We start from the raw sequence: 20,512 nt of genomic DNA on the forward strand, positions 1-20,512 counted from the left end.
CCCTCCCGGGGCGTCAGTGTCCGGGTACGTATCCGCGCTTCTTGTCGACCACGTTCGGCAGCGGTCTGCCCGCCTCCCATCGCTCGTACAGCTCCACGAACTGGGCGCCCAGCTCGTCCCGCCAGCCGACCGTGTCGCCGCTCATGTGCGGGGACACGATCAGGCCCGGCGCCTGCCACAACGGGCTGTCCGCCGGAAGGGGTTCGTCCGTGAAGACGTCCAGCGCGGCGCCCGCGATCCAGCGCTTGGCCAGTGCCTCGGCCAGCGCGTCCTCGTCGACCAGCTGCCCGCGCCCGACGTTGACGAACCGGGCGGAGGGCTGCATCACCCCGAACCGCCGGGCGTCGAACATGCCCTGCGTCTGCTCCGTCAGCGGCGCGGCCGCGATCACCCAGTCGGCGCGGGAGAGTAGCCGGTCCAGGTCGTCGGGGCCGTGGACGCCGGTGCGCGGAGTGCGGCCGACCAGCGCGGTCGTGATGTCCAGCGCCTTGAGCGTACGGGCGATCGCGCGGCCGATCGGGCCGGAGCCGACGACGCAGGCCCGGGTCCCGGCGACCTTCCGGGACTCGCGGTGCCGCCAGGTCCGCTCCCGCTGCAGCTCCCAGGTGCGGGGCAGGTCCTTGGCCATCGCCAGGACGAGCGCGGCGACGTACTCGGCGATCGGCTGGTCGAAGATGCCGCGCGCGTTCGTGACCACGGTGTCCGAGGTGACGAGCTCGGGGCACAGCAGATGGTCCACGCCCGCGCTCGCCGTGTGCACCCAGCGCGGCCGCGGGCCGCCGCCCGGCCAGGCCTCCCGGACCGCGCGCGAGGTGAAGTCCCACACCAGCAGCACATCGGCGTGCGGCAGCCGCTCCGCGAGCCCTGGCTCGTCGGTGTGCTCGATCCTGGCGCGGCCCGTGAGACGCCCGAGGCGGGGGAGCGGATCGGCGTCCAGGACGAGCAGGGTGGGAGTGCCGGTGGGCGGGGGAGCGACGGTCATGCGGAAGCCGTTTCTCGGGGCGAAAGGGAGGGATTGGCGGCCGTCTGACATGCGAGGTTTGACCACGCTCGCACCCGAACCTACCTTCGTCAACACGGGCGTGTGTGCGGTCCGTTGCTCACCCCTTTTCCCCGCGTGAGGGCGGTGCCTGCCATGGACGTCTCCTTTCTCGGCGGACCAGGTCCACAGCGCGGCGTCGGCGTCGTCGCCCCCTTCGACTTCGCGCTGGACCGGGAGCTGTGGCGCTGGGTGCCGGACGAGGTGTCGCTGCACCTGACCCGGACGCCGTTCGTGCCGGTCGAGGTCAGTCTCGACCTGGCGCGCCTGGTGAGCGAGCACGAGACGCTGGGCGACGCGGTGCGCACGCTGAACGCGATCACGCCCGAGGTCGTCGCCTACGCCTGCACCTCGGGCAGCTTCGTCGGCGGGATCGCCGGCGAGCGGGCGATGTGCGAGGCGATGACCCGGGCGGGCGCGGTGCCCTCCGTCACCACCTCGGGCGCACTGCTGGAGGCGCTCGGGGAGCTGGGCGTGCGCCGGGTGGCCCTGGTGACGCCGTACACCGTGTCGGTGACCCGGTCGCTGCAGAAATACGTCGCCGAGGCGGGCGTCAAGGTCACCGGATGCGCGTTCATGGGGCTGACGCGGGACATCTGGAAGGTCCCCTACTGCGACGTGGCCGACATGGCGCGGCAGGCGGTGCGCCGGCGGGCCGGCGCGGAGGCCCTGTTCATCGCCTGCACCAATCTCCCGACGTACGACGTGATTCCCCAGCTGGAGGCCGAACTGCGGATGCCGGTCCTCTCGGCCAACCAGGTGACCGTGTGGGCGGCACTGCGCCGGCTGGGTACCTGGGCGGTGGGGCCGTATCAGGCGCTGATCGATCCGGCGGCACGCACCGGTCCCGTACTGCCTGAGGCAGGTGCCGGTCCCGTACTGCCCGAACCCGTACTGCCCGAAGAAGAACAGCAGCAGGAAGGCTCGACATGACCGCACTCGGATTTCTCTACCCGGGCCACTCCGCCGAGGACGACTATCCACGCATCGAGCAGCTGCTGGGGAGCGACATCCGGGTCGACCTCGTCCACACCGACATCGGTGAGGACGCCCACCGGGTGGATGCGCTGCGCGAGATGGGATCGGCCGAGCGGCTCGCGGCGGGCGTCGAGGAGCTGCGCCTCGCGGGCGCCGAGGCGGTGGTGTGGGCCTGCACCAGCGGCAGCTTCGTGTACGGCTGGGAGGGCGCCCACGAGCAGGTACGCACCCTGGCCCGCCGCGCCGGCATGCCGGCCTCCTCGACCGCCTTCGCCTTCGTGCACGCCGTGCAGGAGCTCGGCGTACACCGGGTCGCGGTCGGGGCGACCTACCCGGACGACGTGGCGTCGCTGTTCGCGGACTTTCTGCGGGCGGGCGGTGCGGAGGTGGTCGCGGTCCGCAGTTCCGGCATCATCACCGCCGCCGAGGTCGGCACCTGGGGGGAGGCGGAGCTGCTCGCCCTGGCCCGCGCAGCCGACCACACCGACGCGGAGGCGGTACTGCTCCCCGACACGGCCCTGCACACCGCCGCCCACATCCCGGCCCTGGAGAAGGAGCTCGCCAAGCCCGTCCTCACCGCCAACCAGGTCACCGTCTGGGAGGCCCTGCGCCTGACCGACCGCCGGGTGAACGCGCCGGAGCTGGGGTCTCTGTTCACCAAGGAGCCGATCGTCCAGGTGTGACGAATACATGCACAGGAATAGATGGAGACGTCCGTCTGTTGACGCCAGGAGGACCTGAGGACAGCGCAACACACAAGGAGGACCCCCGTGGCGGCAGACGAGATCCGCGGTACCAGCCAGGGCACCGCCCCCGTGCCCCTCTCCGTACTGGACCTGGTCACCGTGGGTGCCGGCCGGACCGCCACCGATGCCCTGCGCACCAGCGTCGCGATCTCCCGTCTCGCGGAGTCCCGTGGCTTCCACCGGTACTGGGTCGCCGAGCACCACTCCATGCCGGGCGTCGCCTCGTCCTCCCCCGCCGTGATCCTCGCCCACCTCGCCGCCCACACCGACCGCATCCGGCTCGGCTCGGGCGGCGTGATGCTGCCCAACCACGCCCCGCTGGTGATCGCGGAGCAGTTCGGCACGCTGGAGGCCATGGCCCCCGGCCGTATCGACCTCGGCCTCGGCCGCGCGCCGGGCACGGACGGCGCCACCGCGGCCGCCCTGCGCCGCACCGACAACCCGCACGAGGTCGCCGACGCCTTCCCCGAGCAGCTCGCCGAGCTGACCCGCTTCCTCGACGACGACTTCCCCGACGGCCACCCCTACCGCCGGATCCACGCCGTCCCCGGCCCCGTCCAGGCCACCTCTCCGGGCGGCGTCCAGTCCCCGCACCGCCCGCCGGTCTGGCTGCTGGGTTCCTCCGGGTTCAGCGCCCGTCTGGCCGGCCTGCTCGGCCTGCCCTTCGCCTTCGCGCACCACTTCTCGGCGCAGAACACGATCCCCGCCCTCGACCTGTACCGGGAGACCTTCAAACCGTCCGAGGTGCTCGCCGAGCCGTACGCCCTCATCGGCGTCTCCGCGCTCGCGACCGAGGACGAGCGGGAGGCCCGCCGGCAGGTCCGCGCCGCCGCGCTCAACATGATCCGGCTGCGCAGCGGCCGCCCCGGTCTCGTCCCCACCCCCGAGGAGGCCGAGGCGTACGCCTTCAGCCAGCTGGAGCAGGAGTTCGCCGACTCCTGGAACGCCAACGTCATCCACGGCACCCCCGACGAGGTCCGCGCGGGCCTGGACGACCTCCAGAAGCGCACCGGCGCCGACGAGCTGATGATCACCGCCAACGCGCACACCGGCGAGGTACGGCTGCGTTCCTACGAACTCATCGCCGACGCCTACGCGTTGCCGACCGCCTGACCCGCCTGGTCCGACGGACAGTCCAGCAGCTCGGAGATGCGATCCGGCGACACCGGCCGGGAGTACAGCCACCCCTGCCCGGTGTCGCACCCGATCCGGCGCAGCCGCCCGGCCTGCGCGGAGGTCTCCACGCACTCCGCGGTGACGGTCAGCCCCAGCCGATGGGCCAGCTGGATCATCGCCTCGACGATGACCTCGTCGGCCGGGTTGGGATGGGCACCGGAGTCCTCGTACTGGAATCCCCGTACGAAGGACCCGTCCAGCTTCAGCACGGACACCGGCAGCCGGCTCAGATACGCGAGGTTCGAGTAGCCGGTGCCGAAGTCGTCGATGGCGATGCGCACACCCATCTCGCTGAGCGCCTGCAGGGCCTGCAGCGGGCGGCCCGCCGAGCCCATCACCGCGGACTCCGTGAGTTCGAGCTGGAGCAGGTGCGGTTCCAGGCCGGTCTCGGCGAGGATCTCCGCCACGTCCTCGACCAGGTCGGAGTCCCAGACCTGGCGCACGGCCACGTTGACCGACACGAAGATGGGCGGCTCGTCGGGGTGTTCCAGCTGCCAGCGGCGGGCTTGACGGCAGGCGGTGGCGAGCACCCAGCGGCCGAGCGGGACGATCGCGCCGTCCTCTTCCGCCAATCCGATGAACCGATTCGGCGTCAGCATCCCGAACTGCGGGTGGTTCCAGCGCACCAGCGCTTCCACCCCGCTCAGCCGCCCGTTCGCCATGCCGACCAGGGGCTGGTACTCGAGGGTGAACTCGCCGCGGTCGATGGCCGGTCGGAGGGTGGAGGCGAGCGCCTGACGGGTCATGCGGTGCGCGTTGCGCTCGGGGTCGAACAGCGTCCAGCGGGACTTGCCGTCCGCCTTCGCCCAGTACAGCGTCGTGTCGGCGGCCTGCATCAGACCGGTGGCGGTCGTCCCGGCCGCCTGCCGCTCCACGACCCCGATCGACGCCGACAGCGACAGCCGCTGGCCGGCCAGGTCGAACGGGGCCTGAAGGGCCGTTAGCACCGACTCGGCGAGGTCGGCGAGCTGCTCGGTGCCCGTCGAGTCCTCGACCAGCAGGGCGAATTCGTCGCCGCCCAGCCTGGCCACGAGCGGCACGCTCGCCCTGCCGTACCCGGCCTCGTCCGCGCAGCGCGTCAGACGTTCGGCCACGGCCGCCAGCAGCCGGTCGCCGACGCGGTGGCCGAGGGTGTCGTTGACCGCCTTGAAGCCGTCCAGGTCCAGGTAGCACAGGCCGATCCGGCCGGTGCCGCCGCGCTCGTACGCCTCCACGTCCAGCGCGGCCGACAGGCGCTCGAAGAACAGGGTGCGATTGGCCAGCCGGGTCACTGGGTCGTGCATCTGCAAGTGCCGCAGCCGGGCCTGGAGTTCACGCCGGGCGCTGATGTCGGCGGCGGCCAGCAGCACACCGTCCGTGCCCTCGGGGAGCGGGGAGACGGTGACCTGCACCCAGACGCTGTGCCCCTCGGGCTGTTTCAGGCGCCGGGTGCAGCGCAGCCGGGCCTCACGGCCGCGCAGCAGCTCGCGGTACGCGTGCCAGGTGCGGGCGTCGGACGCCAGGTCCACCAGATCGGCGGCGACCCGTCCGGCCAGTTCCCCGGGGGTGGCGCCCAACAGGTCGGCCAGCGCGTCATTGGCGGTGACGACCAGGCCCTCGCGGTCGACGACCGCCATCGCCAGTGGGGCGGAGACGAAGGCCGACCGCAACGGGTCGGAGACCTCGCCATTCGTACGACGAGACGCCTGGTGATTACTGTCTGTGACGGCTGGCCGGATGAGGTCTGCCGCGGGCGTCGGCCCTTCGGACGTTCCGCTCACCGCTCGCTCCCGCAGTGCACTCGATCTGCTCGATCTCTGTCTGGGCAGGAAAGGTCAGGAAAGTGTGCCGATCATAGAGGTTCGCCCCGGACCCTTGCAGCCACTGTCCAGTGTCCCGGAACCGACGCGGAACCACCCGTCGTCCTGACAGATCGTTTCTGCCCGCCCGGGCACCGGTTCCATCGGCGACGGACCGGTTGTGACGGTCCGTGAGCACTTCCGGAGACGCTGCCGCCGTTCCCTCGAACGGCCGTCACTCGTCCGATGCAGACAAACATGGCATACAACATTTAATACGCACAATCTGGGTGCGGTGTCCCATAACCGCACCCGGAGGTCCCCGTGCCGCGTCTGCTCCCGCGTCCCCGACTGCGCAGCACCGCGGCCGTGTTCACCACCCTCTCGGCGCTCGCCGCGACCTCCCTCGTCACCGGCCCCTCGGTCGCCGAGCCCCTCTGGGCGGCGCCCTGCGCGCTCACCCGCACCGAGGCCCACCACTCGGAGGGCCTGGACACCTGGAACGCCGACTATCCCCGGCCGACCCGCACGCTGGACGCGGTGATGGTCTTCCTCTCCTTCCCGGACTCGGCCCCGGCGGTCACCCCCGCGGAGCTGACCGCCGACCACTTCCCGGCCACCAGCCGCTACTTCACCCGCGCCTCCTACGGCAGGTTCCAGCTCCGCCCGCATTCGCTGCGGCACTGGATCCGGATGCCGCGGCCGTCCACGGCGTACGGCATACAGCGCGACTGGTCCGCTCCGCACCGGGCCGCCTACCTGCGCGACGCGTTCGCCGCCGCCGACGGACGGGTCGACTTCTCGCGCTACGACATCGTCTACTTCGTCGCCGATCCGGACGCGCCCGGCGTGGACTCGGACGCCACGAAGGTGGTCAACCTGGAGGGCCCGCTACGGGTGGACGGCACCGACATCCGCCGGGTCGTCACGGTGTTCGAGAACCACCCGCCGGACCGGCTCGTCCTCGCCCACGAGACCGGCCATGTCTTCGACCTGCCGGACCTCTACCACCGCCCGGCGGACGGCAAGGGCGACTGGGACACCCACGTCGGCGACTGGGACCTGATGGGCAGCCAGTTCGGACTCGCCCCCGATCTCTTCGGCTGGCACAAGTGGAAGCTGGGCTGGCTGGAGCGGCGCCAGGTGGCCTGCGTGCAGGGCGCCGGGCCGGTGCGGCTGACGCTGGAGCCGCTGGGCGCCGGGCCGGGAACGCCCATGACGGCCGCGGCGGGCGCCCCGGCCTTCGGGCTGGGCCGGGGAACCAAGCTGGCGGTGGTGCGCACCGGGGCCGACAGCGTCCTCGCCTTCGAGGCGCGCGGCTCGGCCGGTAACGATCACGGCGCCTGCCGGCAGGGCGTCCTCGTCTACCGCGTGCACAGCGGCGCCGAGTCCGGTGGCGGCCCGGTCCAGGTGATCGACGCCCACCCGCACACGGAGGCCTGCTGGGAGAACTCGGTCTACCCGCCCCTCGCGGACGCCCCGGTCGACCTCGGCGAGACCTTCACGGTCCCCGGCGAGGCCGTCCGCGTCGAGGTGGAGGGGCGTACGGTGACGGGGGCGTGGACGGTGAAGATCACAGTGGGATGAGTTTTCGGCCGACGGCATGCAAAAAGCCCCTCGCCTGCGCGAAGGGCTTTTCACTGTCGTGCGCCGCCAGGGACTCGAACCCCGGACCCGCTGATTAAGAGTCAGCTGCTCTAACCAACTGAGCTAGCGGCGCCTGCTGACGTCGTAGACATTAGCACCCTGGTCCGGGGGAGGAAAAATCGATATCCGCACCGCCGAACGGGCGGCCCGTACCGCCGCCCACAGCAGGATTTCCGGGCCCGGTAGCCAGGGGTGACGGGTGTCCGGGGCAACCAGCCAGCGGGAGTCGGACGGGTCGGTGGGGGCGGACGGGGCGGACGGGGCGGACGGGGCGGTGGAGGCGGAGCGGCCGGGGGAGGTGGACTGGCCGGTCAGGGCGGGCGTCGGGGCGGTCGGGGCGGGTGCCGGGACGGTGATCGCGTCGCCGGTGCCGTGGCAGAGCAGGGGTGGGATGGCCGCGGTGCGGCCGTGGGAGCCCCACTCCTCCCACTCCAGCAGCGAGGGGAGCCGCTGGGCGGTGCCCGGCGCGGCGAACAGCAGCATCCGCCCCCGGAACGCGGCCACCGGCCCCGACCCCGGCCCTTCGTCCCACAACCGGTCCAGCATCCGGCGCCCGAAGATCGCGGGCGTGCTCACCACATCGAAGGCGGAACCGCAGGGCAGGACGACCGGGGCGTCCGGACGCTCCTCCCAGAGGGCGAGCGTGCTGCGCGGATACGCTCCGGCCGAGGCGAGCCAGGCGGCGCCGTCCGAGGTCAGTGTGCTGCTGCTCATACACCCACATCTACGGGGTGTGAGCATTCCCCTCCTGTGGGTTGCCGAAAATCGGGACGCGGGAGGGTGAGAGGGAGTATTTTGCGCGCCCGGCATATGCCACGCAGGTGGGGCCGCCCCGGCAGCCCCGGCCGCTCACACGGGATCGGGTCCCCGCCCGTCGGCCCCCCGCATCAGGTCCCGCCCGAACTCCACCATCTTCTTGGCGTAGTCCTCGGTCCACTCGGCCCGCTCGGCGATGTCCGCGGGCGTCAGCCGGTCGAACCGCCGCGGATCGGCGAGCTGTGCCGCCGCGATCGCCTGGAACTCCACCGCCCGGTCGGCCGCCGCCCGGAAGGCCTGCGTCAGCTCCGTCGCCCGCGCCAGCAGCGCGCGCGGGTCGTCCATCGACTCCAGGTCGAAGAAGTGCTCCGGGTCGCCGGCCGCTTCCGCGGGCTCGAAGAGCAGGGGCGCGGGGCGTAGCCGCGGTTCGTTCCGACGCGGCGTGGGCTCCGCCATGTCTTGTCTCCTCCTCGTACGGTTCCGATGGCGCCGCCTGTGGGGGTGGGCCACCCTCAATTGTCTCGCGCCTGCGCAAGAGGGCCCTCGGTCACCTCTGGCGTTCAGCGTCGCCAGGCCACCCGGTGTTCCGCCAGATGGGCGAGCACCGCATGGTTCGCCTCCCATCCGTCGGGAAACTTCACGACCGTGCCCAGCTGGACCGGCTCCGTCGACGGGTAGTCGTCCAGCAGATCGCTCACCCCCGCCCGGCACACGACGATGCACGCCTGCCGGTGGCGGGAGGCCAGGACGCACAGGCGGCCGGTTTCCAGGTGGAAGGCGGTGGCGTCGGGGCGGCCGGAGAGGGGGTGCAGGACCACGGTGACGTCGTACTCCCGGCCCTGGAGACGGTTCGCCGTGTCGACGGTGACGTCCGACACGTCCAGTTCGGCCAGGGCCGCCCGGACCGCCGCCGCCTGGTCCCGGTGGGCCGTGCCGACGGCGATCCGGTCGGCGGTCAGCGGCGCGGCTTCGGGTGAGCGCTCCGACGTGGCCGCCCCGCCGCGGTCCAGCAGGCGTCGTACGACCGTCGCCACCGCCCGCACCGCCTCCGGGTCGGTACGCGGCGTGTGCCGGGCGGGCAGCTCCAGTAGGCCCCAGCCCGACTCCGCCGCCTCGTCGATCACCCGGTCGGGGCCGGAGCCGTCCGACGGGACGCCGAAGGTGAGCCGTCGGTCACCGTGGTCGGTCCCGCTGCGGAACGGCGTGTACGGATAGAAGGCGTCCGAGACCAGGGGCGCCGCCGAGGCGGGCAGCCGCCAGGAGACCGGCAGGCGGTGCTGCGGCAGGTCGGGGTTGTGCGCCAGCAGGGTGCTCACCGCGGAGGCCGAGGGGTCGTACGACAGGCCCGCCCACTGCTCGCTGCCCACGATCGCGAACGGGTCCAGCTGGCCCGGGTCGCCCACGAACAGCGCCCGCTCGAAGAGACCGGCCACGGCGAGCAGCGAGTCGGAGCGCATCTGGTACGCCTCGTCGACGATCGCGTGCCGCCACGGCTCGTCGGTCTTGACGTGGCCCCATTTGGCGGCGGTCGAGATCACGACGGGCAGCCCCGTGAGGTCGGCCGCCTTCGCCGACTTCCGTACGTGCGGCAGGTTGTCGAGCGCCTTGTCGTACGGGTCGGCGTCGCTGCTGTGCAGGCGGCCCACCGGCAGCTCGGGGTTCTTCTCGGCGAGCCTCAGCACCAGGTCGTCGACCTGGGCGTTGGTCTGCGCGATCACCATCAGTGGGCGCCCGGTGTCGGCGAGTTCGAGCGCGGCGCGGACCACGAGTGTGGACTTGCCGGCGCCGGGCGGGGAGTCGACGACGACGCCGCGGTGCGGGCCGTGCAGCGTGTCGTGGAGGATCGCGTCGGTGGCCCGCGCCGCCGCGGCACCGGGGTCGAAGGCGGTCTGCGTGGTCACAGGACGTCCTCTTCGGTCACGGGGTCGGCGGGCTCGGGGGCGGTGTCCGCGCCGGGCGGACCGCCGTGCGTCCACGGCGTGTCCTCCGGGTCGGGCAGCTTCGCGCCGCCCCGCTGCTCGTGCTCGAACAGCGTGAAGCACACCGCGTCGCCCTTCTCCGGCACGGACCCGGCCTCGGGCTCCTTGCCGCGGCCCATCTTGTCGAGGATGCGCAGGACGACGAGCGTGCCGTCCTCCTCGTACCCCACGAACTCGGCCGCCTGCGGTTTTCCGTTGTACGACCGGTACACCTTCGCCCGCTCGCCCAGATGCGGCCGGTCGCCCGTGCGGACCGTGACGAGGGGGCGCGGGCTCGGGCGCTTGCCCTCGCTGTACGCCATGACGACATCCGTGACCTCTCCCGCGAACGCCTCCCCGGTCAGCCGTCGCCCGGCCATCACCAGCGGGTCGTCGAGCGCCTCCTGGGCCTCCAGGCGGGCCTGTTCACGCTCGCGGGCGGCGAGCTTGTTCGCCGCGGTCACCGCGTCGTCGCGGCGGGGCTGCGGGGGCTCACCGGCCAGGACGCGGTCCCGGTGGCCGGTGAACGACCAGCGGTCGCGGGTCCACCGCTCCTCGACGTGCGCCCCCTCGGGCAGCTCCCGCAGCAGGTCGAGCCCGCGCCACACCGCGTCCCAGGTGGGCCGGGTCACCCGCTCGACGAGGGCGCGGATCTCCCGCTCGGCGGCGGTGAGGTCCCCGAGCCGGTCGTCCGCCTCCATGCCGTCCTCGGCGGTGGCCAGGGTGGTGCGGGCGCGGTCGTAGCGCTCGATGGCCGGGGCGAGGAGCTTGTTGTCGAACGCCGGGTCGGTGGCGGGGCCCGCGGGCGGGCAGGTGAGCTGGCCCTGCGCGTCCCTGTGCAGCTCGGCCCGCAGGGCCGCCTCGGCGCCGGTGGCGCCCTCCGGCGGGTCGATCCAGGCGAGCAGGGCACCGAGGTGCTGGTCCTCCAGGCTGGACTGGCCGGTCGACCAGTGCCGGGCGAGCACGTCCGTCAGGGCCAGCAGCAGGGAGGAGCCGGGCACCCGGGCCCGCTCCCCGAAGTGGGTCAGCCACCGGCCGAGCAACGGCACCCTGGGCGGTGCCGGGTGCGGGGTCTCCGGGTCCTGTTCCGCCGTGCGGCGAAAGCGCATGGAGCGCCCGAGCAGCCGTACGAAGTCGATGCCCGCGCGGCTCGGCACGACCAACTGAGGGGCGTCCGCGCACAGTTCGACCTCGACCTTGACCCGCTTGCCGGTCTCCGGGTCGGTCTCGGTGCGCTCGGCCGCCTCGACGCTCTCCGCGTGCGCGTCGATGTACGGCAGGACCACATCGGCCAGTTCGGCCAGGAACGCGAACCTGAGGTCGCGGTCGCGGGGCTGCGGGACGACCAGCAGGCGCGGCGCGTCCGGGTCGGTGCCGACGAGCGCGCCGAGCGGTGCGCCGGCTTCACCGGCGGTGGTCAGCGGCACGAGGACCAGCGGACGCTCGGACAGATGCCGGTGCCGGACCGTGGCGGTGGGCTGCGCGCGTCCGGTGTCGAAGGCCTCGAGACGGGCGAGCGTGGAGATCAGCGACACGGGGCTGCCTCCAGGGACTCGGGGTGTTCGGGGGTCCTTGGCTCGGGGGCGTCGCCCAGTGCCTCGGCGCGCAGGTGTGCCGCCCGGCGTAGGGCCGCCACCGCCGGGTCCTGGGGATCCCCGGCCTCCCCGCGGGCCGCCGCGAGGACGTCCTCGACCGTCGACAGGCCGCCCAGCTCGGAGCGGACCGAGCGGCCGAGGGAGGTCACCGCGCCGGCCGCGCGGGAGCGGTCCCGGCAGTGGAAGGCCAGCTCGCACGCCGACAGGCACTCCGGCGCGTACGTCGCCGGCACCGCCTCGACCGCGGCGGTCAGCTCGGCGGCCGGCAGCTCGGGGGAGAAGCACGTGCCCTCGGGGAGCGCGTCGGCGATGTCCTGGATGCGGGTGAGGCGGGCCAACTGGCGGCGGGTGACCGCCCGCTGCTTGCGCACGTCGACGGCGGAGGCGGTGGGGAGGTTGGAGAAGTCCTTAGGGCAGACAAGCAGGATCCGGTGCCGGACCGGCGGGGCCGGCCGGAGCCTCGCGGCGACCTCCTCGAGTGCCAGCACGTACACCGCCGCCTGCCGGGCCGCCGCGCCCACCTTCGCCGGGTCCGCCGAACCGTCCAGCATCGGGAACGACTTGATCTCCACGACCGTCCAGCTGCCGTCCGGGTGCACGACCACCGCGTCCGGCTCCAGGAACGCGGGGGTACCGGCGACGTCGAGTGCGAGCATCGGATGGTCGAGCAGCGTCCAGCCGCCCGCCTCGACGGCCTCGCGCAGCGCCAGCGCGGTGCGGGCGGCGCGGCCCTCCGGACCGATCGCGGACAGCTCCGGCACCCGCGCGTGTGCGGGCGGTTCGGCGCCCGGATCCAGCTTCTCGTGCGCCAGCCGCAGCAGCTCCGCGCCACCGTCCGCCTTGACCCGGCTCTCGAACGCGTTGCCGCGCGTGAAGGCGAACTGGGACTGCCCGAAGACGGACGGCGAGCCCAACGCACCGGCCAGTGCCGCCTTGTTCACCCCGGCGCCGTCGAGGATGGCGCGCCGCTTGCAGCCGGGATTGGCGGCCAGGGCCGCGAGGGCGCGCGCGTCGAGTGCCTTGGCCGGTACGTCGGGACCGCGCAGCTCAGCGAGCTGCTGCCGGAGCGCCGCCCCCCGTGTCCGCGGGGGAGGCACCCGGCTCGGCTCCCGGTCCGAGCCGTGACTCGCGCTGCCGTGGAATTCGCTCACCCGCCGAAGTCTGGCATCCGCCACTGACAATTGAGGCAGGTGCGGCACGAGAGCCCGGTGTGGAGGAGGCGGAAGCCGCGACCGGCGAAGCGGAACCCGCCGAGGTGGCGACGCGCGCCACCAGTCGCGTCCGGACCCGGTTCGCGCAGCGCATCACATACGGCGCCAGCAGCAGCCCGGCACCCATGACGGCGGCACCCGCGACGGCGTCGAGGAAGTAGTGGTTGGCGGTGCCCATCACCACGATCGTCGTCACCAGCGGATACAGCACGCCCGCCACCTTCGTGAGGCGCGTCCCGCCGTACCGCCACAGGATCACCCCGCACCACAGTGCCCAGCCGACGTGCAGGCTCGGCATGGCGGCGTACTGGTTCGTCATGCTGCCGAGCCCCCGCGGCGCGCTCGCCTCGCCGGCCCACCAGCCGTACGAGCTGTACTGGGCCATCGTGTCCACGAAGCCGTACCCGGCCGACAGCAGCCGGGGCGGGCAGGTCGGCATCAGTGTGAAGCCGATCAGGCCGATGAACGTCGAGGTCATCAGCCAGGTGCGGGCCGCGCGATAGTGCTTGGTGCGGGATCTGAACAGCCAGATCAGCAGGGCGGGGGTGACCAGGTAGTGCAGCGACGCGTACCAGAAGTCAGCCGGTATGCCGAGCCAGGCCTCGCGCGTGAAGAGGCGGTTGAGGGGGTGCTCGGCGTTGATGTGGAGGAACTTCTCGATGCGCAGGATCGCCAGGCCGTGGTCGACGGCGGTGGAGACATCGCCCCGGGCGAGGAGCCGGCCCGCCGAGTAGCAGGCGTACACCAGGAGGATCAGCGGCAGTTCGGTCAACCAGCGGAGCCGGGGTCGCGGGGCTGCCTCGATGCCCGGTGTCACGGCCTGCATCCGATCGCCCTCCCCCTTCTCGTCGCGTGGCGCCCCGGCCGTCGGACCGGTCGTACACCATAGGGCGTACGGGTGGGCGCCTTGAGGGGGCGCCTCCCGGCCCTGATAGACGCTGAGATCGCCCCCCGGGTTGCCCCCGGACAGCGTGCGCGATGATGGAGGGGTTCCGCCTCTGATTTCTCCGTTCTCCCGGAAAGGTCCCGTCCTCTCATGGCACCGCGCATCCTGCTGGCCCGGCACGGACAGACGCAGTGGTCGCTGTCCGGCAAGCACACCGGCAGGACCGACGTCCCCCTGCTCGACGAGGGGCGGCGCGGTGCGAAGCTGCTGGGCGAGCGACTGCACCAGCCGCCGTACGAGGGGCTCCCCGGGATCGAGGTCCGCACCAGTCCGCTGGCACGCGCGCGTGAGACCTGCGAACTCGCCGGTTTCGGCGCACGCGCGCGTACCTGGGACACGCTCATGGAGTGGGACTACGGCGCCTACGAGGGCATGACCCCGGCCGACATCCAGGCCGTCCGCCCCGGCTGGCTGATCTGGCGCGACGGTGTGCCCGAGGGCGAGACCCTGGCCGAGGTGACCGCCCGCGCGGACGAGGTCGTCACCTGGGCGCGCTCACAGGACCGTGACGTCCTCCTCTTCGCCCATGGCCACATCCTCCGCTCGATCGCCGCCCGCTGGCTGAGCCTCCCCCTCGACTTCGCAGCCCGCATCCGCCTGAACCCGACGTCACTGTCGATACTGGGCTGGGCATACGGCGAACCGGCAATCGAAACCTGGAACGACGTGGGGCATATGGCGGGCTCGGCGTAGCTGCGGGCAGTCGTGCCGCTGGGGCGGCACGGGTGGCGCAGCGGCACCTCGCAGCGCCGAGCTGCGCGACCACCCCCACCCCAGCGACAACGCCGGGCACCCCGCAAACCCGCCCAGCCCAGACGCCCGCTCAAACGGACCGCGGCAAAGAAGCATGCCGCTCCAAGAAATCCCCCACCCCCGAAGCCCGCCGATGCGGCAGCAACACCCGCGCCGTCCCCGCCAACATCGCCTGAATCCGCGACGACTGAACCTCGTCCAGCAGATCCAGCACCCGCATCCCCGCAACAGCCGCCTCATCCGGCCGCCCCCCACGCGCGAGATCATCCGCAAGCTCCGCCGTGTACAACGCGATGTTCCGGCTGAAGTGCGGATCCTGCAGATGCGCCGCCCGCCGCGCATGCCGCGCCGCCCGCGGCCAGTCGCCCAGCGTCGACCAACACTGCGCCTCCAGCGCCTCCAGCTCGGCCTCGCCGTAGAAGCTCATCCACTCGGGGTCGGCGTCCGAGGCGCCCCGCTCGTAGAGGGCATGCGCGCGGGTGAGCGCCTGTGCGCAGCCGGTCCGGTCGGCGAGCCCCGCCCAGCCGCCCGCCTCGCGCAGCGCGAGCAGCGACATCAGCCGGGCGGATCCCAGAGGGCGCGCGATGCGCTGTGCAGCCTGCGCCGCGCGCACCGCCTCGCGGGGGCGCCCGGCGTCCCGCGCGAGAAACGCCGTGTTGCAGAAGGCGTGCGCCTCCAGTCCCGGGTCTCCGGTCATCCGGGCGGTCGCGAGCGCCTCGGCATAGTGTGAACGCGCGTCGTCGAACCGACCCGAGTCGTGCGCCAGCCAGCCCACGGAGATCGCCAGTTCACCGGCGCCCGAGTGCAACCGGTCGGCGGTCGCCTGCCGCGTGGCGCCGGCGTCCAGCAGCGCGTACGCGGCGCGTAGCGGTGCCGCCGCGCGCCGGTAGAGGCCGTCGGCGCCGTGCCGGTCGTCGAGCAGCCGGATCCTGCGGACGGCTTCTTCGAGGGCGCCCACCTCGCTCGTCCCGACGCGGCGCACGGGGCGCCCGGCGGCCGACGCGTCGAAGGCGAGCCCCAAGGGGCCCAGCGAGGCGGCGGCAACCGTGGCGCCGCCGCCGGTCATGAATGCGCGACGCAGCACGTCGCTCTCCTCGTAGTTGATGTGCGTGTCGTACGGGTCCTGCGTGTCATACGGCTCATGGGCCCCGCGTGCCTCAGTGGTGGGCGCGGAACTCGGGGTGGGCATGGGGGGCGGGTCGGCGGCGGTGCGCGCCCCGCGTCCGCGTACGGATGCGCGGGGCGCGAACCCCAGGTCGGTGAGCGTGCGTCCGGGGAACATGTGCAGGAACACCCGCTCGTAGGCGTAGTTGGGGCAGCGGATCTCGCCCGCCTCCACCCGGCCGATGTAGCGCGCGTCACAGCTGACCTGCTCGCCGATCTCCCGGGCGGCCCGACGGACCGCCGCGGCGAACTCGGCGGCCGAGCGCTTGCCGCGCAGACGCCGGAAGGCGAGGTTCGGCCGCGGTGGCCGGTTGGGCTGGGACGAGGTCACCGTTGACGACGCCATGGCCGGGTCCTCTCGTGCGAACCGTCGAACCATGCCGGATCCGGGTCGAGTGGACTTGAGTGGTCACTGTGGTGCCCTGATTTCCGGCGGGCAAGAACGTACCTGCTGTGACGGGCCCGGCACGCAGTGTTTAGCTACAAACCGGATATCTCATACGCGATCTGCCATGAACTGCCATCCTTTGCGGCACACTTCCGCCGTAGCCGTTGACGCCGCCACGGCGTTGAACCCTGTGGACCGGGAGCCGCCCGACTCCCGACCTGCTCGCCCAAGGAGGGGTTCCGTAGTGGAGGCCGGGATGGAGACCAGCCGGAGCATCGATCCTCGTACGCCGCTGCCCGCATGCGATCTCGTGACGGTACCCGCCCGGCAGGGGCTGGAAGCGGTCGACATTCTCCGGCGCGGCGAGGCCGAGGCCGTCGGGCCCGTTCTGCACGACGACGGCGGCGACACCCTCGGCTTCGTGGTGCCGGCGGGGACGGCGGCGGCGTGGGACGTCCCGGGCAGTACGTGTACACAGACCAACGGGCGCGGTCTGAGTCTGGCCCCCGAGCCGCCGGCCGGCGATGCGGAGGCCGCCGGTTCGGAGTGGCTGCTGCCCCCGGACGAGGCGGAACTGGCGACGGATCCGGCGGTGCTGCGGCGGGCGCTGGGAGAGGCGGCCCGGATGATCGAGGCGGCGGACAGCTGCCGCTGACGTGCGCCGGCCGGCCGGGCGGGCGCGGCCGCTCGCGGCTTGCGAAAATGGCCGAATGGGAAAGTCCGGGAAGGCCCGCCGAGCGCAGGCCGCCATCGAAGCCGTCACCGAGGCCGTCGACGGTGGACTTGCTCAGCTGATCCCCGACCGGGACCGGGCGCGGGCCTGGACGCTGCTGATCGACGGGGCGCCGCAGTCGCACGTCGATCTCGACGATCCGGCGTATCTGTCCTTCGAGTACCAGCGGCGCTTCGGCCATGTCGTCGACCTCGCCGCCCCGCCCGGCAAACCCCTTCGGGCCGTGCACCTCGGAGGCGGCGCCCTCACCCTCGCCCGCTACGTGGCCGCCACCCGCCCCCGCTCCACCCAGCAGATCGTCGAGCGGGACGCGCCCCTTGTCCAACTGGTTCGCCGTGAGCTGCCGTTGGCGCCGAACGCCCGCATACGGGTGCGGTCCACGGACGCGCGCGAAGGCCTCGGCAAGGTGCCGGACGGCTGGGCCGACCTCGTGGTCGCCGATGTGTTCAGCGGGGCCCGTACGCCCGCCCATCTGACCTCGACGGAGTTCCTCGACGAGGTGCGCAGGGCGCTCAGGCCCGGCGGGCTGTACGCCGCCAACCTCGCCGACGGCCCGCCGCTCGCCCACCTGCGTGGCCAGATAGCCACCGCGGCCGCCCGGTTCGCCGAACTCGCGCTGGTCGCCGACCCGGCCGTACTGCGCGGCAAGCGTTTCGGCAACGCGGTCCTCGTCGCCTCCGACCATCCGCTCCCGCTCGCCGAACTGACCCGCCGCGCCGCCTCCGACCCGCACCCCGGCAGGGTCGAGCACGGCCGCACACTCACCGACTTCACGGGCGGCGCCGCCCCGGTCACGGACGCGGCAGCGGTCGCGTCCCCCGCACCACCGGCGTCGGTGTTCCGCTGAGCCGGTAGCTAGTAGGTGCCGATGTCCACCCGAGGCGGACCGTCGTGCCAGGTGCAGAACACCGACACCCGCTCGGCGCCCGCGCTGAACTCCACCCGGATCCACGTCTCCGTCTTCCACACCTGCATCGACCAGCCGGCGTCCGGGGTGGCCGACACCAACGTCGCGGAGCGCTCGCCGAGATCGAAGACGACCCGGCCGCCTTCGGTGGCGTAGCTCTTGACCTCTCCCGCGGTGGAGGCGGCAGCCGTGGGGGTGGGGGGCGCGTCCCCGGTGCTCGGGGTGGCGGAGGGAGTCGGGGTCGGCTTGCGGGTGGCCGACGGGGTCGCGCTCGGCGACGGCTTCGGCCGACGGGTGCTCGCCGACGTGGACCGCGGCTCGGGCGCGGTCGGGTCGGCCGCGGTGACCGGGAGGGCGCGCGGCGGGTCGTACGCCGTGTCCGCCATCACCGTGTGGACACCCCACCACGACAGCGTGGTCGCCGCGCCCGTGGCGAGCGACCAGGCCAGTACGTGTACGACTCCTCTGAGCATCGCGGGCCATCCTGCCTCACACGGGTCACGGGCGTCCCACGGGTCACGAACGGTGTGGAGTTTTCCACAGGCGAGAGTTGTCCACAGGCGCCGGACCGCTCTCTCCCGCATGGCGTACGGTGCGGCGCATGGCAAGTGTGCTCGTGGTCGAGGACGACCAGTTCGTACGCTCGGCGCTCATCCGGCATCTGACCGACGCCTCGCACACCGTGCGCAGCGTCGGTACGGCACTGGAGGCGCTGCGCGAGGTCGCCCATTTCCGTTTCGACCTGGTCATCCTGGACCTCGGTCTGCCCGACCTGGACGGCTCCGAGGCGTTGAAGATGCTGCGCGGCATCACGGACGTACCGGTGATCATCGCCACCGCACGGGACGACGAGACGGAGATCGTCCGGCTGCTGAACGCCGGCGCGGACGACTATCTGACCAAGCCGTTCTCCGTCGAGCACCTGTCCGCCCGGATCGCCGCCGTGCTGCGCCGCTCCCGCGCCGCCGCCGGCGAGGCCCCGCCCTCCCCGGTGCTGCGGGTCGGCGGACTGACGGTGGATCCGCTGCGCCGCCAGGCCGAACTGGACGGCGTGCGACTGGACCTCACCCGGCGCGAGTTCGACCTGCTGGCCTTCCTGGCCGGGCGGCCCGGTGTCGTCGTCCCGCGCCGGGAACTGCTCGCCGAGGTGTGGCAGCAGTCGTACGGCGACGACCAGACCATCGATGTCCATCTGTCCTGGCTGCGCCGCAAGCTGGGCGAGACGGCGGCCCGGCCGCGCTATCTGCACACCCTGCGGGGCGTCGGCGTGAAGCTGGAGCCGCCGGGAGCGGAGGCGCAGCCATGAGGTGGGCACTGGTCAAGGTCTCCCTCGCCGTCACCGCCATGGTCGTGGTCGCCTTCGCGGTGCCGCTCGGGCTGGTCATCAAGGAGATGGCCCGTGACCGCGCCTTCTCCAACGCCGAGCGGGACGCCGCGGAGATCGCCCCCGCGCTGTCCATCACCACCGACCGCGCCCAGCTCGAACGGGTCGTCGCCTCCGCGGGCTCCGACGCCGGGATGGCCGTGCACATACCGGGCGGCGACGGCACGGACGCCGTGGAGATCGGCCGGCAGCGCGCCGCCGACGCGGACGTGGCGGCCACCCGGAAGACGGGGCGCGCCTCCACCGCCGAGGTGCCCGACGGCTCGGCCCTGCTCCAGCCGGTCGCGTTGAGCTCCGGTCAGATCGCCGTCGTCGAGGTGTTCATCCCCGACGCCGCGGTCGCCAAGGGCGTGGGCACGGCCTGGGCGGTGCTGGCCGGAGTCGGTCTCGCGCTGATCGTCGGCTCGGTCGCGGTCGCCGACCGGCTGGGTGCACGGATGGTGCAGCCGGCGCAACGCCTGGCCGAGGGGGCGCACGAGCTGGGGGAGGGCAAGCTGGGCGCCCGGGTGCCCGAGGCGGGACCGAGAGAACTGCGGCTGGCGGCCGTGGCGTTCAACTCGATGGCCGACCAGGTCGTCCAACTGCTCGCCAACGAGCGCGAGTTGGCGGCCGACCTGTCCCACCGGCTGCGGACCCCGCTGACCGTGCTGCGGCTGAACGCCGCCTCCCTCGGCGACGGACCCTCCGCCGAGCAGACCAGGGCCGCGGTGGCCCAACTGGAGCGGGAGGTCGACACCATCATCCGGACCGCCCGCGATGCCAGACCGCAGACCGCGGCGGCCGGTCCGGGCGCCGGATGCGACGCGGCCGAGGTCGTGCGGGAGCGCATGGAGTTCTGGTCGGCGCTGGCCGAGGACGAGGGCCGCAAGGTGCGCATGGCCGGCGTCGACCGGCCGGTGCGGATACCCGTGGCCCGCGCCGACCTGGCCGCCGCGCTCGACGCGCTGCTCGGCAACGTCTTCCGGCACACCCCGGAGGGCACCGCCTTCGCGGTCGACGTGCACAACGGCGAGGACGCGGTGATCGTGCTCGTGTCCGACGCGGGGCCCGGCATACCCGACCCCGAGGCGGCGATGGCGCGCGGCCGGGGCTCCGGCAGTGACGGCTCCACCGGACTCGGGCTGGACATCGTGCGCCGGCTCGCGGAGTCGACCGGCGGCGACGTACGCATCGGGTCGTCGGTGCTCGGCGGCACGGAGGTGCGGATCTGGATCCAGCTGGACGGGCGCGAGCTGGCGCCCCTCCGGCGCGGTCACCGAGGGTCCGTCAGACGCCGCCGGCCGGGCAGATCGCTCTCCGCCTTTAACCGTCCCCGATCCCTTCCTTAAGCGCACCATAAGATCCCCAACGCCG

The 20,512-nt window shown here is 72.9% G+C and carries 19 protein-coding genes and 1 tRNA gene; 9 read left to right on the top strand and 11 right to left on the bottom strand.

Going from position 1 to position 20,512, the window contains the following annotated elements; all coding sequences use genetic code 11:
* Positions 1 to 13: 13 nt before the first annotated feature.
* Positions 14 to 982 (bottom strand): D-2-hydroxyacid dehydrogenase, encoded by a 969-nt coding sequence (locus ACFVJQ_RS28320; protein WP_385788135.1) that lies wholly within the window; start codon positions 980 to 982, stop codon positions 14 to 16.
* Between the two features lie 153 nt (positions 983 to 1,135).
* On the opposite strand from ACFVJQ_RS28320, the gene ACFVJQ_RS28325 reads away from it, so the two are divergent.
* The 3 genes from ACFVJQ_RS28325 to ACFVJQ_RS28335 all read left to right on the top strand — a co-directional run bounded on the left by ACFVJQ_RS28325 (position 1,136) and on the right by ACFVJQ_RS28335 (position 3,876).
* A complete protein-coding gene (locus tag ACFVJQ_RS28325; RefSeq protein ID WP_385510140.1) occupies positions 1,136 to 1,972 on the top strand; it encodes a decarboxylase in 837 nt (278 codons plus the stop codon).
* Positions 1,969 to 2,700: an aspartate/glutamate racemase family protein gene (locus ACFVJQ_RS28330; RefSeq protein ID WP_385510141.1), complete on the top strand. Its 732-nt coding sequence runs from the start codon at positions 1,969 to 1,971 to the stop codon at positions 2,698 to 2,700. The genes ACFVJQ_RS28325 and ACFVJQ_RS28330 overlap by 4 nt, the downstream gene beginning before the upstream one ends.
* An 87-nt stretch (positions 2,701 to 2,787) precedes the next feature.
* Complete coding sequence (locus ACFVJQ_RS28335; protein WP_385788139.1) at positions 2,788 to 3,876, top strand: LLM class flavin-dependent oxidoreductase; 1,089 nt, start codon at positions 2,788 to 2,790, stop codon at positions 3,874 to 3,876.
* Here ACFVJQ_RS28335 and ACFVJQ_RS28340 read toward each other — a convergent pair.
* Positions 3,855 to 5,699: a putative bifunctional diguanylate cyclase/phosphodiesterase gene (locus tag ACFVJQ_RS28340; RefSeq protein WP_385788142.1), complete on the bottom strand. Its 1,845-nt coding sequence runs from the start codon at positions 5,697 to 5,699 to the stop codon at positions 3,855 to 3,857. The two genes, ACFVJQ_RS28335 and ACFVJQ_RS28340, sit on opposite strands and share 22 nt — an antisense overlap.
* Before the next feature lie 342 nt (positions 5,700 to 6,041).
* Here ACFVJQ_RS28340 and ACFVJQ_RS28345 point away from each other — a divergent pair, with 342 nt between their 5' ends.
* On the top strand, positions 6,042 to 7,304 hold the full coding sequence (locus ACFVJQ_RS28345; protein WP_385510144.1) for a M6 family metalloprotease domain-containing protein: 1,263 nt from the start codon (positions 6,042 to 6,044) through the stop codon (positions 7,302 to 7,304).
* Positions 7,305 to 7,363: 59 nt separating this feature from the next.
* Here ACFVJQ_RS28345 and ACFVJQ_RS28350 read toward each other — a convergent pair.
* The 7 genes from ACFVJQ_RS28350 to ACFVJQ_RS28380 form a co-directional block, all read right to left on the bottom strand.
* Positions 7,364 to 7,437 (bottom strand) — tRNA-Lys (locus ACFVJQ_RS28350).
* Positions 7,428 to 8,105 (bottom strand): bifunctional DNA primase/polymerase, encoded by a 678-nt coding sequence (locus tag ACFVJQ_RS28355; RefSeq protein ID WP_385788146.1) that lies wholly within the window; start codon positions 8,103 to 8,105, stop codon positions 7,428 to 7,430. Before ACFVJQ_RS28355 ends, ACFVJQ_RS28350 begins: the two co-directional genes overlap by 10 nt.
* A gap of 108 nt (positions 8,106 to 8,213) precedes the next feature.
* The gene (locus ACFVJQ_RS28360; RefSeq protein ID WP_385510146.1) at positions 8,214 to 8,576 is read right to left on the bottom strand and encodes a hypothetical protein; all 363 of its coding nucleotides are present in this window, start codon (positions 8,574 to 8,576) and stop codon (positions 8,214 to 8,216) included.
* Between the two features lie 104 nt (positions 8,577 to 8,680).
* Entirely contained in the window at positions 8,681 to 10,021 is a 1,341-nt protein-coding gene (locus ACFVJQ_RS28365; RefSeq protein ID WP_385788149.1) for an AAA domain-containing protein, read from the bottom strand.
* Positions 10,018 to 11,613 carry a hypothetical protein gene (locus ACFVJQ_RS28370; RefSeq protein WP_385510149.1) on the bottom strand — a complete coding sequence of 532 codons (1,596 nt, stop codon included), beginning with the start codon at positions 11,611 to 11,613 and terminating at the stop codon, positions 10,018 to 10,020. The genes ACFVJQ_RS28365 and ACFVJQ_RS28370 overlap by 4 nt, the downstream gene beginning before the upstream one ends.
* The gene (locus ACFVJQ_RS28375; protein WP_385510150.1) at positions 11,604 to 12,770 is read right to left on the bottom strand and encodes a hypothetical protein; all 1,167 of its coding nucleotides are present in this window, start codon (positions 12,768 to 12,770) and stop codon (positions 11,604 to 11,606) included. The genes ACFVJQ_RS28370 and ACFVJQ_RS28375 overlap by 10 nt, the downstream gene beginning before the upstream one ends.
* Positions 12,721 to 13,710 carry a phosphatase PAP2 family protein gene (locus ACFVJQ_RS28380; RefSeq protein WP_385510151.1) on the bottom strand — a complete coding sequence of 330 codons (990 nt, stop codon included), beginning with the start codon at positions 13,708 to 13,710 and terminating at the stop codon, positions 12,721 to 12,723. The genes ACFVJQ_RS28375 and ACFVJQ_RS28380 overlap by 50 nt, the downstream gene beginning before the upstream one ends.
* A gap of 210 nt (positions 13,711 to 13,920) precedes the next feature.
* Between ACFVJQ_RS28380 and ACFVJQ_RS28385 the strand changes: the two genes are divergently transcribed.
* Complete coding sequence (locus tag ACFVJQ_RS28385; protein WP_385788154.1) at positions 13,921 to 14,523, top strand: histidine phosphatase family protein; 603 nt, start codon at positions 13,921 to 13,923, stop codon at positions 14,521 to 14,523.
* A gap of 130 nt (positions 14,524 to 14,653) precedes the next feature.
* Here the strand turns inward: ACFVJQ_RS28385 and ACFVJQ_RS28390 are convergent, their stop codons facing one another.
* Entirely contained in the window at positions 14,654 to 16,093 is a 1,440-nt protein-coding gene (locus ACFVJQ_RS28390; protein ID WP_385510154.1) for a hypothetical protein, read from the bottom strand.
* Positions 16,094 to 16,391: 298 nt separating this feature from the next.
* Between ACFVJQ_RS28390 and ACFVJQ_RS28395 the strand changes: the two genes are divergently transcribed.
* Both ACFVJQ_RS28395 and ACFVJQ_RS28400 read left to right on the top strand, forming a co-directional pair.
* Positions 16,392 to 16,790 (top strand): hypothetical protein, encoded by a 399-nt coding sequence (locus tag ACFVJQ_RS28395; protein WP_385788157.1) that lies wholly within the window; start codon positions 16,392 to 16,394, stop codon positions 16,788 to 16,790.
* 55 nt (positions 16,791 to 16,845) lie between these two features.
* A complete protein-coding gene (locus ACFVJQ_RS28400; protein ID WP_385788160.1) occupies positions 16,846 to 17,715 on the top strand; it encodes a spermidine synthase in 870 nt (289 codons plus the stop codon).
* 8 nt (positions 17,716 to 17,723) lie between these two features.
* On the opposite strand, the gene ACFVJQ_RS28405 is transcribed toward ACFVJQ_RS28400, so the two are convergent.
* A complete protein-coding gene (locus ACFVJQ_RS28405) occupies positions 17,724 to 18,248 on the bottom strand; it encodes a hypothetical protein (protein WP_385510158.1) in 525 nt (174 codons plus the stop codon).
* Positions 18,249 to 18,376: 128 nt separating this feature from the next.
* Between ACFVJQ_RS28405 and ACFVJQ_RS28410 the strand changes: the two genes are divergently transcribed.
* Entirely contained in the window at positions 18,377 to 19,081 is a 705-nt protein-coding gene (locus tag ACFVJQ_RS28410) for a response regulator transcription factor (RefSeq protein WP_385510159.1), read from the top strand.
* On the top strand, positions 19,078 to 20,487 hold the full coding sequence (locus ACFVJQ_RS28415; RefSeq protein WP_385788163.1) for a sensor histidine kinase: 1,410 nt from the start codon (positions 19,078 to 19,080) through the stop codon (positions 20,485 to 20,487). Before ACFVJQ_RS28410 ends, ACFVJQ_RS28415 begins: the two co-directional genes overlap by 4 nt.
* Positions 20,488 to 20,512 lie beyond the last annotated feature (25 nt).

It is taken from the genome of Streptomyces sp. NPDC127197 (assembly GCF_042672405.1).
GTDB lineage: Bacteria > Actinomycetota > Actinomycetes > Streptomycetales > Streptomycetaceae > Streptomyces > Streptomyces flavusporus.

Coding starts and splice junctions, on each gene's coding strand:
- ACFVJQ_RS28320 (WP_385788135.1), bottom strand. CDS start 982: ATGACCGTCGCTCCCCCGCCCACCGGCACTCCCACCCTGCTCGTCCTG.
- ACFVJQ_RS28325 (WP_385510140.1), top strand. CDS start 1,136: ATGGACGTCTCCTTTCTCGGCGGACCAGGTCCACAGCGCGGCGTCGGC.
- ACFVJQ_RS28330 (WP_385510141.1), top strand. CDS start 1,969: ATGACCGCACTCGGATTTCTCTACCCGGGCCACTCCGCCGAGGACGAC.
- ACFVJQ_RS28355 (WP_385788146.1), bottom strand. CDS start 8,105: ATGCTCACACCCCGTAGATGTGGGTGTATGAGCAGCAGCACACTGACC.
- ACFVJQ_RS28360 (WP_385510146.1), bottom strand. CDS start 8,576: ATGGCGGAGCCCACGCCGCGTCGGAACGAACCGCGGCTACGCCCCGCG.
- ACFVJQ_RS28380 (WP_385510151.1), bottom strand. CDS start 13,710: ATGCAGGCCGTGACACCGGGCATCGAGGCAGCCCCGCGACCCCGGCTC.
- ACFVJQ_RS28385 (WP_385788154.1), top strand. CDS start 13,921: ATGGCACCGCGCATCCTGCTGGCCCGGCACGGACAGACGCAGTGGTCG.
- ACFVJQ_RS28390 (WP_385510154.1), bottom strand. CDS start 16,093: ATGGCGTCGTCAACGGTGACCTCGTCCCAGCCCAACCGGCCACCGCGG.
- ACFVJQ_RS28395 (WP_385788157.1), top strand. CDS start 16,392: ATGGAGACCAGCCGGAGCATCGATCCTCGTACGCCGCTGCCCGCATGC.
- ACFVJQ_RS28400 (WP_385788160.1), top strand. CDS start 16,846: ATGGGAAAGTCCGGGAAGGCCCGCCGAGCGCAGGCCGCCATCGAAGCC.
- ACFVJQ_RS28405 (WP_385510158.1), bottom strand. CDS start 18,248: ATGCTCAGAGGAGTCGTACACGTACTGGCCTGGTCGCTCGCCACGGGC.
- ACFVJQ_RS28410 (WP_385510159.1), top strand. CDS start 18,377: ATGGCAAGTGTGCTCGTGGTCGAGGACGACCAGTTCGTACGCTCGGCG.
- ACFVJQ_RS28415 (WP_385788163.1), top strand. CDS start 19,078: ATGAGGTGGGCACTGGTCAAGGTCTCCCTCGCCGTCACCGCCATGGTC.